17 protein-coding genes are annotated in these 14070 nt (G+C 63.3%); 5 read left to right on the top strand and 12 right to left on the bottom strand.

The annotated features are described in order from the left end of the window. Positions 1-71: 71 nt before the first annotated feature. Positions 72-605 (bottom strand): peroxiredoxin, encoded by a 534-nt coding sequence (locus ACWNC0_RS20380; RefSeq protein WP_449474684.1) that lies wholly within the window; start codon positions 603-605, stop codon positions 72-74. 38 nt (positions 606-643) lie between these two features. Here ACWNC0_RS20380 and ACWNC0_RS20375 point away from each other — a divergent pair, with 38 nt between their 5' ends. The 4 genes from ACWNC0_RS20375 to ACWNC0_RS20360 all read left to right on the top strand — a co-directional run bounded on the left by ACWNC0_RS20375 (position 644) and on the right by ACWNC0_RS20360 (position 3798). Further along, positions 644-1240: a hypothetical protein gene (locus ACWNC0_RS20375; protein WP_449474683.1), complete on the top strand. Its 597-nt coding sequence runs from the start codon at positions 644-646 to the stop codon at positions 1238-1240. 40 nt (positions 1241-1280) lie between these two features. Then, entirely contained in the window at positions 1281-2351 is a 1071-nt protein-coding gene (gene recF / locus ACWNC0_RS20370; protein WP_449474271.1) for a DNA replication/repair protein RecF, read from the top strand. A gap of 108 nt (positions 2352-2459) precedes the next feature. Then, complete coding sequence (locus ACWNC0_RS20365) at positions 2460-2993, top strand: CHAP domain-containing protein (RefSeq protein WP_449474270.1); 534 nt, start codon at positions 2460-2462, stop codon at positions 2991-2993. 79 nt (positions 2994-3072) lie between these two features. Beyond that, positions 3073-3798, top strand: coding sequence for a CHAP domain-containing protein (locus ACWNC0_RS20360; RefSeq protein WP_449474268.1), 726 nt, complete (start codon positions 3073-3075; stop codon positions 3796-3798). A gap of 126 nt (positions 3799-3924) precedes the next feature. On the opposite strand, the gene ACWNC0_RS20355 is transcribed toward ACWNC0_RS20360, so the two are convergent. The 7 genes from ACWNC0_RS20355 to ACWNC0_RS20325 all read right to left on the bottom strand — a co-directional run bounded on the left by ACWNC0_RS20355 (position 3925) and on the right by ACWNC0_RS20325 (position 8919). After that, entirely contained in the window at positions 3925-4200 is a 276-nt protein-coding gene (locus ACWNC0_RS20355; protein ID WP_196224644.1) for a DUF3297 family protein, read from the bottom strand. 30 nt (positions 4201-4230) lie between these two features. Further along, positions 4231-5085 carry a S1 family peptidase gene (locus tag ACWNC0_RS20350; protein ID WP_449474266.1) on the bottom strand — a complete coding sequence of 285 codons (855 nt, stop codon included), beginning with the start codon at positions 5083-5085 and terminating at the stop codon, positions 4231-4233. A 3-nt stretch (positions 5086-5088) separates the two neighbouring features. Next, on the bottom strand, positions 5089-5511 hold the full coding sequence (locus ACWNC0_RS20345; RefSeq protein WP_449474264.1) for a DUF350 domain-containing protein: 423 nt from the start codon (positions 5509-5511) through the stop codon (positions 5089-5091). Between the two features lie 235 nt (positions 5512-5746). After that, entirely contained in the window at positions 5747-6046 is a 300-nt protein-coding gene (locus tag ACWNC0_RS20340; protein ID WP_449474262.1) for a hypothetical protein, read from the bottom strand. Positions 6047-6167: 121 nt separating this feature from the next. After that, positions 6168-7409 (bottom strand): class I SAM-dependent methyltransferase, encoded by a 1242-nt coding sequence (locus tag ACWNC0_RS20335; protein ID WP_449474260.1) that lies wholly within the window; start codon positions 7407-7409, stop codon positions 6168-6170. 32 nt (positions 7410-7441) lie between these two features. Continuing rightward, entirely contained in the window at positions 7442-8188 is a 747-nt protein-coding gene (locus ACWNC0_RS20330) for a molybdopterin-binding protein (protein ID WP_449474682.1), read from the bottom strand. Between the two features lie 2 nt (positions 8189-8190). Further along, positions 8191-8919, bottom strand: coding sequence for a cytochrome b/b6 domain-containing protein (locus tag ACWNC0_RS20325; RefSeq protein ID WP_449474681.1), 729 nt, complete (start codon positions 8917-8919; stop codon positions 8191-8193). 414 nt (positions 8920-9333) lie between these two features. Between ACWNC0_RS20325 and ACWNC0_RS20320 the strand changes: the two genes are divergently transcribed. Then, entirely contained in the window at positions 9334-9846 is a 513-nt protein-coding gene (locus ACWNC0_RS20320; RefSeq protein WP_449474259.1) for an outer membrane protein, read from the top strand. A 189-nt stretch (positions 9847-10035) separates the two neighbouring features. Here the strand turns inward: ACWNC0_RS20320 and ACWNC0_RS20315 are convergent, their stop codons facing one another. The 4 genes from ACWNC0_RS20315 to ACWNC0_RS20300 form a co-directional block, all read right to left on the bottom strand. Then, the gene (locus ACWNC0_RS20315) at positions 10036-10953 is read right to left on the bottom strand and encodes an EamA family transporter (RefSeq protein ID WP_449474257.1); all 918 of its coding nucleotides are present in this window, start codon (positions 10951-10953) and stop codon (positions 10036-10038) included. After that, the gene (locus ACWNC0_RS20310) at positions 10950-11306 is read right to left on the bottom strand and encodes an endonuclease domain-containing protein (RefSeq protein WP_449474255.1); all 357 of its coding nucleotides are present in this window, start codon (positions 11304-11306) and stop codon (positions 10950-10952) included. Before ACWNC0_RS20310 ends, ACWNC0_RS20315 begins: the two co-directional genes overlap by 4 nt. 124 nt (positions 11307-11430) lie before the next feature. Next, entirely contained in the window at positions 11431-12951 is a 1521-nt protein-coding gene (locus tag ACWNC0_RS20305; RefSeq protein WP_449474254.1) for a fumarate hydratase, read from the bottom strand. A gap of 100 nt (positions 12952-13051) precedes the next feature. Then, positions 13052-13696, bottom strand: coding sequence for a glutathione S-transferase family protein (locus ACWNC0_RS20300; RefSeq protein WP_449474252.1), 645 nt, complete (start codon positions 13694-13696; stop codon positions 13052-13054). Positions 13697-14070 lie beyond the last annotated feature (374 nt).

Raw genomic sequence — 14070 nt, 5'->3', positions numbered from 1 at the left:
GCTTCGCCGGCCTTCGGCTAGACAGGCTCAGGGCGAACGGGGTCTTTCGACCGGCTCTCGTTACAATCCGATCATTTCGCCTTCATCGATTGTACGGCAGCGAGGGTGCTCTTTACATGGCCGGTATAATTCATCTCGCTGTGAACGAAGACGATCCGGCCGTTGGGCGCGATGACGTAAGAGGTGCGGTCGGTTATGCCCGGCGCCATCTTAAGCGCGACGTCATAGCCCGCGATGATGTCTGGCCCGGCCGAGGCGACCGCGAACTTGCCCGCGCACTCCTTGGTCGAGAAAGCGACAAGGTCGTCCACCGGATCGGCCGACATGCCTATTACCGTCGCGCCCGCTTTCCTGAAATCATCGATGTGTGTCGCGAACTCGCGTGCCTCGGCGGAACAGCCGGGAGTAAAAGCCTTGGGGAAGAAGTAGAGGACGACCGGACCATGCTTCAACTGGTGGGACAGGGTAAGGGTGAAGGTCTTGCCCGCCAGCGCGCCGCGCGTGGTGAAATCGGGCGCCTTGGCACCGGCCGACAGCGCCGCGGTGGCGCCGGTCGATCCCGACATGGTGGCGGCAACGGCCATTGCGATCATCGCGCGCTTCATCATCACCCGTCTCCATCTTTCGCGGCAGAGCTAGGGTGATGACCCCAAGCCGTGCCGGTGGCAAGCCTGTAGCTGGAACCCTTCACCGCCCCGCCGGTTCATTACGGATGCGCCTGCTTTTTGCCATGCCCTTGCTGTTGCTCGCCGCATGTGACGACAAGGGCGGGGAAAAGCCCCGCATGTCGACCAACATCGTCGATGAGCAGGCGACCTATGATGTCAGCAACGAAACGCCTGCGCAGGATGAGACGCTGGCGGCGGGCAATGAGACGCAGCCCCAACCGGGCGACAACGCATCTGTCTCCTCCGCCGCTGCGGACAGGACGGGAACCGCGTCGCGCGTTGGCGCAATTCCTGCGGCGTTGCAGGGGAGCTGGACCGGCCTTAACGACCGTTGCGGCGATCGGTCGGCTGAACTGGAATTGAAGGTGACGCCGGACAGCCTGATCTTCCATGAAAGCGTCGGGACGGTGACGGGGGTTGCGACCGGAGTCGGCGGCAAGGTGAAGGTCGATGCCGCCTTTACCGGAGAGGGCGATAGCTGGACCAAGAAGCTGGAACTGCGCCCATCGGCCAATGGCCGCGAACTCACCATCATCAATGACGGGGCGGCGGTGACGCGCAAGCGCTGCTGAAGCGCTTTCCGTTTGTCGCGAGCGTCGCTAGAGCGGAGCGATGATCGGCCGCCTGACCTTGAGCGATTTCCGCAATCATGCGGATGCGCTGATCCTTCCCGATCATGCTTTCATCGTGCTGACCGGCGAAAATGGCGCGGGGAAAACCAACATATTGGAGGCGGTGTCGATGCTGGCGCCTGGACGCGGCCTGCGCGGCGCGGCGTTGCGCGACATGGCGCGGCAGGGTGGGCCGGGCAGTTTTGGCATCGCGGCGGAAGTGGACGGGGTGGTGCTGGGGACCGGCACTTCGCCCCAAGCGCCCGATCGACGTCAGGTGCGGATCGGCGGCGTTGCTTCGTCGGCCAATGCGCTGGCCGATCATCTGGCGATCGTGTGGCTGACCCCGGCGATGGACCGGCTATTCATGGATAGCCCCGGCGGACGGCGGCGGTTTCTGGACCGGCTGACGCTGGCGCTGCATCCGGGACATGCTGTGCACAGCGCCCGTTATGAGGCGGCGATGCGGGCGCGCAATCGGCTGTTGTCGGACTTGCCGCGCGCCGATCCGTCATGGCTGACGGCGCTGGAGGCGCAGATGGAGGAGCATGGCGCGTTGCTGTCCGCCGCGCGGGCCGATCTGGTTGCCCGGCTGGGCGTGGAACTTGTTGGCCAGCCCGATGAGCCTTTTGCCCGCCCGCTACTGGCGATCGACGGGGATGAGGAGGGCGATGGACCGCTTGCGCAGCGGCTGGCGCGGGAGCGGCGGCGGGATGCGGCGGCGGGGCGGACATTGTCGGGACCGCACCGGCAGGACCTTTCCGTCACCCATGCGGCCAAGGGTCAGGGGGCGGCGCTCTGTTCGACTGGCGAGCAGAAGGCGCTGCTGTTATCGATCCTGCTTGCCCATGCCGCACTGGTCGCCGCTCATCGCGGCCAGCCGCCGGTTTTGCTGCTCGACGAAGTGGCGGCTCACCTCGACCCGTCGCGGCGAGCTGCATTGTTCGGCCGGTTAAGAGAAACCGGCGGGCAGGTGTGGATGACGGGAACGGAAGATAGTCTTTTCAACGCGTTGGGTCTAGCAACACGGTTAACGGTAACGGCGGGCCAGCTTTTTCGTTCCGCAGGTTAACCCGCCTCCGCAACAATTCACCGCTTGGCGCTTCTCAACTCATCCTGGCTCTGCGCTAAAGACGCCACGGGGCTGATAACGCACAACAAGTCGGGGGTCGTTTCACACATGGTCGGTGCTTTTCGCGCATTTATCGCGACTGCCGTGCTTGCGCTCGGCGCCCTGATCGTGACCCCTGCCGCCGCTGGCGTTCTGCAGTGCGCACCCTATGCGCGTCAGGTTTCCGGCATCGCACTTTATGGCAACGCCAATACCTGGTGGGGTCAGGCGGAGGGCCGCTATGACCGTGGTCATGAGCCGCGCGAAGGCGCTGTCCTGGCCTTCGCCGCCAGCCGTTCCATGCCCGTCGGCCATGTCGCCATGGTGAGCAAGGTGGTCAGCGATCGCGAAGTGCTGCTGACCCACGCCAACTGGTCCTATCGCGGCGGCATCGAGCGCAATGTCCGCGCCATCGACGTGTCGCCCAACAATGACTGGACCGACGTGCGCGTGTGGTACGGCCCGATCGGTGGCCTTGGCCTGCGCTCGAACGCCGCCAAGGGCTTCATCTATCCCGGCCATGCCGGTGAGGCCGCGCCGGTTCAGATCGCCATGGCCGATCGCGTGAACCCGGCCGCTGCCGCCGCTGGCGCTGCTTTCTGACAGTTTAACCAGTTCATAAGAGCCGCCGGATAATGTGATCGGCGGTGGGGCGATTCTCAGTGGTTTGAGGTCGCAAATAATGTTTCGATATGTTCGCGGGGCGGCTTGGCTGCTGGCGGCGCTGGTCGCCACGCCGGTATTCGGCGCAACCGCTTTGCAATGTGTGCCCTATGCGCGGATCGTGTCCGGCGTGAATATCCGGGGCGATGCGCTGACATGGTGGGATCAGGCGCAGGACCGCTATGCCCGTGGGCACGTGCCCCGGCGCGGCGCCGTCATGACCTTTCGCCCCTATGGGCCGATGACCCTTGGTCATGTCGCGGTGGTCAGCAAGGTGCTGGACGACCGGCGCGTGCTGATCCGTCATGCCAACTGGTCGGTGCCCGGCGCGATTGAGGAAGATGTGTTGGCGCTGGATGTGTCCGATGCGGGAGACTGGAGCCAGGTGCGCGTATGGCACAGCCCGACCGGGCAGATGGGCGCGCGGACCAATCCGACCTTTGGCTTCATCTATCCTTCCAAGCCGCAGTTGCATGCGTTCGAGCCCGATCCCGCGCTTGGCACTAGCGTGCGGCTGGCGAAGGCGGATGCCGAGGATTGGAAGCCGACAAAGGCGGTGATCAAGGCTGACGGAGAGGAGCCGTCTCTGCGCCTTGCGAGCCTTGGCCGATCCTTGCGCAAGGCGGCGCACGAGCCGAAGCTGGAAATGGATATGCGGGCGATGCAGTTCGCGGATGCCGCGCCTTCCGGGCGGTCGTTGCGCGACATCATCGCCGATGTGAAGCGGGATGCGCGGCTGCGCTGACGGGTTTGAGCGACCTCTGTTCGTGTCGAGCGAAGTCGGGGCCCGTTATGTGCAACCGCTTCTCGACTTCGCTCGAAGCGAACGGAAGTTATTGGGAGGTGCCGGTCCTATCGAGGCCAGGCCGACTCACTCGGCGTCGGCGGGCTGTTCCTCTTCGCCGTCGGCCCCACGCTCGAACCAGGCTTCGACCGGGCCGGATAGCTTGATCGTCAGCGGCTGGCCGTGGCGGTCCTTGGTCTTGCCGGCGGCGACGCGGATCCAGCCTTCGGAAATGCAATATTCCTCGACATCGTTGCGGACGCGATCCTTGAAGCGGATGCCGATGCCCCGTTGCAGCACGTCCATGTCGAAATGGGGGCTGCGCGGGTTGGTGGAGAGGCGGTCGGGAGGCGTGTCGCTCATGGCTGTTTCAGATCCTTCGTTTCGCGCCGCCTAGCCTTTTGGCCGCGCCGCCGTCAACCGGGGCGCTTCGTCCACGTCGCAGAAGATGCGCCGGATCACCCCCTGTTCCAGCCAGGAGGCAAAGCGCGTCTCGGCATCGGCCAGCCCCGCGAAGGGATAGGCGACCGGCTGGTCATTGACGGCACGGCTGGCGTGCACCAGCCGGATCATGGCGTCGGGCGCGGTGGTCAGAATGCGGCCGCGCCGGTCGGTCGCCGCGCTGTTGACGCCGATGACATGGCCATCCTCGGCAAAGACGGGGCCGCCGCTGATCCCGGACAATGTATCGTCGCTTTCGGGCAAGCGCGCGACTTCTGCCCAGGCGAGCACCGGCTGGGTTTCCTGCGTCCGTCCGCGCCGGGCGCTGGCCGCGCCGATCAGTTCTGATACGACAAGCGCCGCGTGCCCGGCAGGGAAGCCCATGTGGAAACCGAGCGATCCCGGCGCGGGCACGCGATCCGACAGCGGCAGCGCGTGATCGCTGGGCAGGCCGTCGCGCACCAGCGCGGCGTCGGCTTCCCGGCTCTCCACGATGCGGGACACGGCGCGGGCGACGCCACCGTCCTCCAGCCCGATGCGGGAGCAGTCATGGGTGACATGTTCGGCGGTCAGCCAGGCGCCGTCCCGATCGACGGCGAAGGCAGTGCCCATGCTGTCGGATGGCGCGGCCGCCCGATCCTCGATCACGAAGGCTTCATCGCTCCATTGGGGCATCGGGCGCCGGGGCGATCGGGGATCGAAGCTTTCGACCCGCAGCGGCGTCGGTTGCGTCACCTCGCCGATCCAGGCGATCGTCAATATGACGCCCAGCATCAGCGGCAGGCAGCCGACGCTCCGCCGCGCCATGGCTTAGCCCGCCACGGCCGCCGCCGTCAGGCAGGCGATCGCGACTTTCATCATGGCAAGGAAGACGGCGGCCGACCGCTCATTCGCTTCGATCCGCGCCGACAGGGAGCCGAGCAGGAAATCCACGAAGCGGAAGGCGATGAGTTGCAGGATCAGTGTGACGCTGCCCCAGATGATCACGTCCCAGACATTGACCGACCCGGCAAGACACAGCGCCAGCGGAATGGTCAGCCCGATCGCGGCGCCGCCAAGCGATATCGCCGCGGCCTCGTTCCCCGCGCGGATCAGGGCGAATTCGTCGTGCGGCGTGATCCACATATAAAGCGCCAACGCCGCGAGCCAGGCCAGCGTTGCGGAGGCGAGGTGCAGCAGGAAGATGGGGAGCCCGGATAAAAGGCTTTGGATGACGGGCATGGGATCGCTCATGCGACCAAGGATGCCGCAACCTGATCCCCGCTTCAATCAGGGATCGGGTTGCGGAAGTGTTTCTGTGCCCGGAGCTTCGTGCGTTTATCGGCACTGCCTCCTATTTCCGTTCGCCCTGAGCCTGTCGAAGGGTTCTACTTCTTTTTAGGAAGTAAAGGGCTTCGACAAGCTCAACCCGAACGGGGTTGGGTGATTCAGATTAGAGGCACGATGCTCCAAGTCAGACAGCTATGCCTCAGCGGCAGATACGCACCCGGACGTCCCGGTCGCGATAATAGTCATAGCGCCATTCGGTCCAGCAGCGCTGGCGATAGCGATAATGGCTCCGCCTTCCATCGCGCCAATAGCGGCGGTCATTGTCCCAGCGGCGGTCGTCGCGACGGTCCCAATCGCGGTCATGGCGCCCATCACGCCAGTCGCGGTCGCCATAGCCATAATAGCCGCCGCGATATTGCGCCTGGGCGGGCGCGGCAGTCGCGCCCAGCGCGGTAATCGCCAATCCGAGCGCGGTCGCGCCCTTCACGAAGATGTTCATTTCCTCTCTCTCCTCACTAGCACCCCCGGACGCATGGCGTTCAGTGGGGCTACGGATGAGAAGATGCACTGGGTTGACTGAACCGTCCGGGAACGGCGCTGTCAGCCAGCGTTCAGGGGGGTTATTTGCCGCGCAGTTCGTCCTCGGCAGACACCATATAGTCGCGCGTGATCGGCAGGGATCGGCGATTGCGCGTATATTGAACCTGGTAGTTCACCATGCTGCCATGTTCGAACACCGTCGCCGCGCCCGCCAGATAGAAGGTCCACAGGCGGAAGAAGCGTTCGTCATAAAGCGCGATGATATCCGCCCGGCGCGCCATCGCGCGGGCATACCATTGGCGAATGGTCAGGCCATAATGCAGCCGCAGCACTTCGACATCCGTCACCATCAGCCGCGTGCCCTCACTGCCCTGGATCATTTCGGACAGGGCGGGAATGTAGCCGCCGGGGAAGATATATTTCTGGGTGAAGGCGTCGGTGATGCCCGGCCCATCGACGCGGCCGATCGTATGGATCAGCATCACGCCATCGGGCGTCAGAAGATCGCGGCACTTGTCGAAGAAGGTGCGGTAATGGGCCGTGCCGACATGTTCGAACATGCCGACCGACACGATCCGGTCGAACGGCCCCTCTATATCGCGGTAATCGATAAGCTCGAAACGGACATGGTCAGCGACGCCGGCCTCCTCCGCCCGCTGCCGCGCGACTTTCAACTGTTCCTCCGACAGGGTGATGCCGGTCACATCGACGCCGCAGGTGCGGTGCAGATAGAGGGCCATGCCACCCCAGCCGCAGCCGATGTCCAGCACCTTCATGCCCGGCTTCAGATGCAGCTTGGCGGCGATATGCGCTTTCTTGTCCTCTTGCGCCTGTTCCAGGCTGATCCCAGCCTCGTTGTCCGCGTCGGGAAAATAGGCGCAGCTATATTGGCGGTCGCGATCGAGAAAGAGGGCGTAAAGGGCGCCGGACAGATCATAATGATGGGCGACGTTCGCCTTTGACCGCGCGCGGTGATTGGCCCTCCAGAGTGTCTGGCGGATCGATTTGAACCCGCGTTTTAGCCGCCCCTTGTCGCTGATCGACTTCCCGCTTTCCCAGCTGTTGTTGGCGCGGATCAGCGAGATCAGCTCCATGATCCCGCCCCCTTCGATCGTGACGCGCCCGTCAATATAGGCCTCCGCCATGCCAAGGCGCGGGTCCTTGATGATGTCGAAGGGCACGCGCGCGTCGCGGAACTTCAGCGCGAGCGAGGGGAAGGCCGGATCGGGCGTACCCGCCGTCACCTTCCTGCCGTCATGATAGATGATGGTCAGCTGTCCCCGTGTGACAAGCCGCTTGATGACGCGATCGAATAATTTCATGGGCGGCAAATTGTCAGGTCATGCAGCGCCCGTCAAATGCCTGCATACCAATCATAATTGGCGCGATCTTCCCAATAGCCGCCCTTGCCGTCGCCGATGCCGGAGAGGGTGCTGACCGCCCTAATCTCCATCAAATATTTGGCCTGCTTGTAGCCCAGCTGCCGCTCGACGCGCAGACGCAGCGGCGCGCCATTGGCTACCCTCAGCGGCTGGTCGTTGAGCGCGAAGGCGAGGATGGTTTGCGGGTGAAATGCGTCGAATATGTCGATGCTTTCATAATAGGGCCGCCCGTCGCCCATGAAGTCAGCGCATTTGAAGACGAGATAGCGCGCGCGGTCGCTCATTCGGGCGGCGTCCAGGACAAGGCCGAGGGGCACGCCGCGCCATTTGCCGATCGCGCTCCATCCTTCGACACAGTCATGGCGCGTGATCTGCTCGCGATGCGGAAGGTTGTGCAACTGGGCAAGGGATAGCGAAAGAGGGCGGCCGACCAATCCCGTGACCTTAAGCCGCCAATCGGCAAAGCCTGTGCGCCACAGGGCGCGATATTCCGGCGTGTCCGGATTGGCGGTTCCGTTGGGCCGGAAGAAGGGAGAAATCTGATCGGGCCTGAACTCCTGCGCCAGCGCATCGCGCGCCATCAGGCTGCGCTGCGTCCATTTGTGGAAATTCTCGGCAGAGAATAGCGCGTCCCGCACATGTTCGTTACGCGCCAGCCGGTCGCATCCCGACAGCGTGGCCGCCGCGCCGAGCATCAGCGTGCGGCGATCGAGGATCATGCTCATGGCCGCTCTTCCGGTAAGCGGTAGCGGCCGGTGATCATCGATCGCAGCTCGTTCGCCGGGCCTGCCAGCATAACCATCGTGATATGGACGAGGAAGAAGGCGACGAGCGCGAAGGCGGTGATGAAGTGGATCGACCGCGCCGATTGCCGCCCGCCGAACAGATCGACCAGCCACGGCCAGGCGGCGTTCATGCCCGGCGACATGGTGAGGCCGGTGAGAATGATGAGTGGCAGGGCGACGAAGATGACCGCGATATAGCTCGCCTTTTGCAGGACATTATAGCGCAGTGCCGCCTGACCCGTCGGGAAGCGCAGCCGCGCATGATCGAGGATGTCCTGCCAGACATGGCGTGGGGCAAGCTCGCCCTTCCGGAAGGCGAGGTCGCGCGCGATATGGCGGCCCAACAGCGCCCACAGCATATAGGCAAGCAGGGCGAAGGCGAAAATTGGCGCTGCGGTGAGGTGCCAGTGCCGCGACATGGCCAGATCATAATGGGCGGGCAGGGTGATCCACTGACCAAAGCGCTCCAGCTTCAGCCACGGCTGATCGAAGTTCGCGCCATATTGGCCCCAATAGAGGCGCGGATGGGCATTGAAGATGCCAAGTCCGCTGGTGAAGAGGATGTAGAGCAGTCCGGCATTGATCCAGTGCCACAGCCGCACCGGCCAGCGGTGGCGCAGTACCGGCGGCGCCTTGTCGCCTGAGGGGGAGGGGCCGCTGTCCATCGCTCTGCTGTTACCCTTTTGCATCAGTCGCGTCAAAAGCTGCCGGAGCGATCAGAACGTATCCGAAATGAGGTGCCGGTTCATCTTCTGGCCACATTCTCTGTGGATAAGAGCGCTCGGCCTTGCCTCAAGGTCACGCTGTGGCGGGAAATGCGGGAATAGGATGGTGAAGAAAGGATGACTGTTGCGAAATAGCATCATTCATCGACAATCTTCATATCGATATTGCAACATTGATCCAAGACAGCCATATGCGCCCTCGCTTACGACGCAAGATCGGGGCAGGCAGGGATGGAGTAAAGGGGTCACTTCATAGCGACGCTCGAAGCTGAAATGCTTCGATACCATGCCTGTTATATATCAAGAGTGCGATCCGCTTCCTGGATAATGCACGTCTTACCGCATGAGGACATTATGAAGACTGTGATTTTCGCAGCTGTTGCTGCTGCTGCCGCTTTCTCGGCTCCCGCTTTCGCGCAGGACGCTGCTCCCTTCACCGGCCCCCGCGCTGGCGTGACCGTTGGCTATGACAGCTTCGGCGACGAAGAAGGCGTGAGCTATGGCGTGAGCGCTGGCTACGACATCGCCCTGACCCCGTCGATCACCTTTGGTCCGGAAGTGACCTTGGGCGACACCACCACCGACGCTGCTGGTACGGACCTGAGCCGTGACCTCGCCGCTTCGGTGCGTCTGGGCTATGTTCTGACCCCGCAGGTCCTGGCGTTCGGCAAGGTTGGCTATGCCAGCACCCGCATCGAAACCGCTGGTGTCGGCGGCGCGGCATTCGAAGGCGTCCGCTTCGGTGGCGGCCTGGAATATGCCATCACCGGTAACACCTACATCTCGGCTGAATATCAGCGCACCGAGTATGAAGCTGGCATTGGCGGCCGTGACGCTGGCGTTGTCGGCATCGGCTTCCGTTTCTAATCCTTTCGGGATCTGAAACACAGGAGGGCGGTCCCATCGGGGCCGCCCTTTTTGTTTGTCGGTAGCTTCGCGAAGCTGACGCCGTGAATTGCGAGCAGCCTCGTATGGGGGCGAAGCGGTAAGCGATGCTATGGTGATCGAGCGAAGTCTTGCGTGGGTGCCGGGCCGCTGCCCTCAACCCCCACGAAGCTATAGTGACCCGGCCAGTGCGAGGACCACGCCGCTCACGACCAGCAACAGGCCCATCACCTCGCCGCGGGTCATCCGCTCTCCAAGGTAGAAGTGGCCAAAGCCCAGGGTGAAGGCGACCTCTATCTGGCCCACGATGCGGACCAGCGCCACGGGCGCGGACGCAAATCCAGTGAACCAGCAGGCCGATCCCAGCGCCGAGAGCAAGCCGACCTGCCCCGAAATGCGCCAGCTCGCGAACACCTTGCGCATCTCCGCCGGTTCGCGCAGCAGCAGGTAGCCGCCCTGCATCAGCGTCTGGAGTGACACGGTGGCCACCAGTACGACGAGGGCGGCCAGGATCGGGTCGCCGCCGCCGACTTCCTGCGTCGCGCGCCTGATGCCGATGGCGGTGAGGGCGAAGAAAAAGCCCGACGCGATGCCGGTCAGCGCGGCGGGCTGACCGAGCGCCTTGAGGAAATCGGCGGGCCCCATGCGCTTGCCGCCGGTCGACAGCAGCATGACTCCGGCAACGCCGCAGCCGATGCCTGACCAGGCGAGGGGGCTGAGACGCTCCCCCATCAACAGGAAGGACAGCGCCGCGCCCTGCACCGCTTCCGTTTTGGAATAAGCGGTGCCGACCACGAAATTGCGGTGGGCGAAGGCCATGATCAGCAGGTTGGTGGCGATGATCTGCGCAAGGCCGCCACCGATGCAGAACAATAGGAAGGACGGGTCGGGGTGAGGCAGGGGCGCGTTGCCTGTCAGCACGTAGTCGGTCAGCAGCAACAGCGCGAAGGGCAGGCCGTAAAGATAGCGGACCAGCCCCGCCGCGTTGATCGACAGGCTATGGCTGACCCGCCTCTGCACCGCCGTGCGCCAAGCCTGCATAGCGCCAGCGAACAGGGTGGCTGGGAGCCAGATGGGCGAGGTGATCACTTAATCCTCCCCATCGCGAGATGGGGAGGGGGACCAGCCTCCGGCTGGTGGAGGGGAAAGGCGCGACAGTTTTTCAGGATATGCCGCATCACGCTATCCAGATCGGTAAGAACATCGATAGCTTTGATCCTCAGAACCCTGAACCCCTGCGCCCGCAGCCAAATGTCGCGCCGCTCATCATGCGTGACCCGCTCGATGTGATCATGCCCGCTTCCATCAATCTCAACCGCCAAGCGGGCTGAAGCACAGTAGAAATCCAGCACATAAGGCCCCACCGGATGTTGGCGGCGGAACTTCAATCCGCTTGGCCGTTGCCGCAGCCATTGCCACAGCGCGACTTCTGGTGGCGACATCTCTCGCCGGAGCCCGCGCGCATTGTCGACCGTTTTCCTTCGCGGCGGCATCGCGCATTTCCCCTCCACCACTCGCTATGCGAGTGGTCCCCCTCCCCATCTTTCGATGGGGAGGATGTAAAGGTCATGCCTTTTCGAGAAGGCCTTCCTTCTTGATCTTCTCTTGCCACACCAGGGGGGCGAGGCGGTGGACGTTTTGGCCTTCGCTGTCCACGGCGACGGTCACAGGCATGTCCTGCACGTCGAACTCATAAATGGCTTCCATGCCGAGGTCTTCAAAACCGACGACCTTGGCGCCCTTGATCGCGCGGGCGACCAGATAAGCCGCGCCGCCGACCGCCATCAGATAGGCGCTTTTATGCTTGGCGATGGAGTCCGTTGCAGCCGGGCCGCGCTCGGCCTTGCCGACGCAAGCCGCAAGGCCCTGTTCCAGCATCATGTCCATGAACTTGTCCATGCGGGTCGCGGTGGTGGGACCGGCCGGGCCGACCACCTCGTCCCGCACCGGATCGACGGGGCCGACATAGTAAATGACGCGACCCTTGAAATCGACCGGCGGCTGCTCGCCCGCGGCCAGCATGTCGGCGATCCGCTTGTGCGCGGCATCGCGGCCGGTCAGCATCTTGCCGTTCAGCAGCAGGCGGTCACCATGCTTCCAGCTTTGCACAACTTCAGGGGTCAGGTTGTTAAGATCGACGCTGATCGCTTCCTTGCTCGGCTTCCAATCGACCTGCGGCCATTCGGAAAGCTTGGGCGCTTCCAGATAGGCGGGGCCAGAGCCATCGAGCGTGAAATGCGCGTGGCGGGTGGCGGCGCAGTTGGGGATCATCGCGACCGGCTTGCCCGCCGCATGGCAGGGATAGTCGTAGATCTTGACGTCGAGCACGGTGGCGAGGCCGCCAAGGCCCTGCGCGCCGATGCCGAGCGCGTTCACCTTGTCGAAAATCTCGATCCGCAGCTTTTCGATGTCGTTCTGCGGACCGCGCGCTTTCAGTTCGCCCATGTCGATGGGCTCCATCAGCGATTCCTTGGCCAGCGCAACCGCCTTTTCCGCGGTGCCGCCGATGCCGATGCCCAGCATGCCGGGCGGGCACCAGCCAGCGCCCATTTGCGGGATCATCTCCAGCACCCAATCGACGATCGAATCGCTGGGGTTCATCATCTTGAACTTGGTCTTGTTCTCAGAGCCGCCGCCCTTGGCTGCGACATCAACGGTCACCTTGTTGCCCGGCACCATTTCGACATTGAGCACGCAGGGCGTGTTGTCCTTGGTATTCTGACGCGAGAAAGCCGGATCGCGCAGGATCGAGGCGCGCAGGCGGTTTTCGGGGTTGAGATAAGCCTTGCGCACGCCGTCATCGACGACGTCCTGCATCGAACGGCTATTATCGTCGAACCGGCAATCCATGCCCCATTTGATGAAGACATTGACGATGCCGGTGTCCTGGCAGATCGGGCGATGCCCTTCGGCGCACATGCGGCTGTTGGTCAGGATCTGGGCAATGGCGTCCTTCGCCGCGGGATTGGCTTCGGCCTCATAGGCTTTGCCGAGCGCGCGGATATAATCCATCGGGTGGTAATAGCTGATGAACTGGAGCGCGTCGGCGACGCTCTCGATCAGATCGGCGGTCTTGATGACGGTCATCTTGCCTGCATGTCCCTAATTAGCGCCCGGCCCTGCACGGCGGGTCTTCGCAGGCGCGGCTAATAGGGATTGCGGCCAGAGTCCAGATATGCCGCGTCAGCTATCCGTTGGCATAGGGGAACATGTGCCACCAGGGCTCCTTCTCCTCCAACACGCAGGCAAAGCTTGGTCTTGCCTCTAGCCGGTCGAGATAAGCGGCGAGCGCCGGAAAGCCGCCGCGCATCGGTTCCACCTTGTCGGCATAGAAAAGGGCGGGGGCAGCGGCGCAGTCTGCCAGCGTGAAGTCGTCCCCCGCCGCCCATTGCCGCGCCCCGATCCGCTCCTCCAGCATCGCATAGGCCTTGCCCAGCAGGATGCGCGCTTCGCCCACGCCATGAGCATCGCGCGCATCGTCTGGCCGCAGCCGGTCGGCGACGATCTTCTGCATCGGCGTCATGACATAATTGTCGAACAGCCGATCCATCAGCCGCACCTCCAGTGCTTGGGCGGGATCGGCGGGGATGGGGCGGAAGGGGCCGGGGCACTGCTGCCCCAGATATTCGATGATGATGCTCGCCTCGGCGACCGTCTGGTCCCGCGCCTCGTCGCGCAGCACCGGGAACTTGCCCAACGGCCACAGCGCGAGCCACGCCTCCGCCACGCCGGGTTCCTCCATCATCGCCCGTTCGAACGGCGTTTCATTCTCATAAAGGGCGATCAGTACTTTCCAGCAACAGGAGGAAAGGGGGTGATAATAGAGAATCATCGGCTCTGCCTCTTTGCATGGTCCGGGGGGGGGTAAGATCGTGCCTCTTACCATGGTTTCCGGGCGGTTTCTTGGCTGCTCCTCATCCACAGTTGATCCACATCAGCTTGTGGATAAATTGTGGATGAACCACCATCCTTAGCGGAACAGGGCAGGGGTGCTGACCTGATCCCGGCAATTTCGGGCCTAAGCGAAAATTATTTTCGTTCTCAAATTGTTTCCCTTGCCTTTTGCAGGACCGTGGGAAGTCGGCGCGTCGCTGCAATGCAGGATGACCGCCATGCCATGCAGATAGCATCTCCTCCGCCGCCCGGAGTCTTCATACCGTCATTTACCCTCTTGCAAGCAGATCAAGCTGTGGCACTATCCCTTGT

The organism is Sphingobium chungangianum (assembly GCF_977014255.1).
Note: the sequence above shows the minus strand (reverse complement) of the source record. Positions and strands in the feature narration are given on the sequence as shown.

Excerpts from the sequence above, each read along its gene's own strand:
- ACWNC0_RS20380 (WP_449474684.1), bottom strand. The coding sequence starts at position 605 with ATGAAGCGCGCGATGATCGCAATGGCCGTTGCCGCCACCATGTCGGGA.
- ACWNC0_RS20375 (WP_449474683.1), top strand. The coding sequence starts at position 644 with ATGACCCCAAGCCGTGCCGGTGGCAAGCCTGTAGCTGGAACCCTTCAC.
- recF (WP_449474271.1), top strand. The coding sequence starts at position 1,281 with ATGATCGGCCGCCTGACCTTGAGCGATTTCCGCAATCATGCGGATGCG.
- ACWNC0_RS20365 (WP_449474270.1), top strand. The coding sequence starts at position 2,460 with ATGGTCGGTGCTTTTCGCGCATTTATCGCGACTGCCGTGCTTGCGCTC.
- ACWNC0_RS20360 (WP_449474268.1), top strand. The coding sequence starts at position 3,073 with ATGTTTCGATATGTTCGCGGGGCGGCTTGGCTGCTGGCGGCGCTGGTC.
- ACWNC0_RS20355 (WP_196224644.1), bottom strand. The coding sequence starts at position 4,200 with ATGAGCGACACGCCTCCCGACCGCCTCTCCACCAACCCGCGCAGCCCC.
- ACWNC0_RS20350 (WP_449474266.1), bottom strand. The coding sequence starts at position 5,085 with ATGGCGCGGCGGAGCGTCGGCTGCCTGCCGCTGATGCTGGGCGTCATA.
- ACWNC0_RS20345 (WP_449474264.1), bottom strand. The coding sequence starts at position 5,511 with ATGAGCGATCCCATGCCCGTCATCCAAAGCCTTTTATCCGGGCTCCCC.
- ACWNC0_RS20340 (WP_449474262.1), bottom strand. The coding sequence starts at position 6,046 with ATGAACATCTTCGTGAAGGGCGCGACCGCGCTCGGATTGGCGATTACC.
- ACWNC0_RS20335 (WP_449474260.1), bottom strand. The coding sequence starts at position 7,409 with ATGAAATTATTCGATCGCGTCATCAAGCGGCTTGTCACACGGGGACAG.
- ACWNC0_RS20330 (WP_449474682.1), bottom strand. The coding sequence starts at position 8,188 with ATGATCCTCGATCGCCGCACGCTGATGCTCGGCGCGGCGGCCACGCTG.
- ACWNC0_RS20325 (WP_449474681.1), bottom strand. The coding sequence starts at position 8,919 with ATGGACAGCGGCCCCTCCCCCTCAGGCGACAAGGCGCCGCCGGTACTG.
- ACWNC0_RS20320 (WP_449474259.1), top strand. The coding sequence starts at position 9,334 with ATGAAGACTGTGATTTTCGCAGCTGTTGCTGCTGCTGCCGCTTTCTCG.
- ACWNC0_RS20310 (WP_449474255.1), bottom strand. The coding sequence starts at position 11,306 with ATGTCGCCACCAGAAGTCGCGCTGTGGCAATGGCTGCGGCAACGGCCA.
- ACWNC0_RS20305 (WP_449474254.1), bottom strand. The coding sequence starts at position 12,951 with ATGACCGTCATCAAGACCGCCGATCTGATCGAGAGCGTCGCCGACGCG.
- ACWNC0_RS20300 (WP_449474252.1), bottom strand. The coding sequence starts at position 13,696 with ATGATTCTCTATTATCACCCCCTTTCCTCCTGTTGCTGGAAAGTACTG.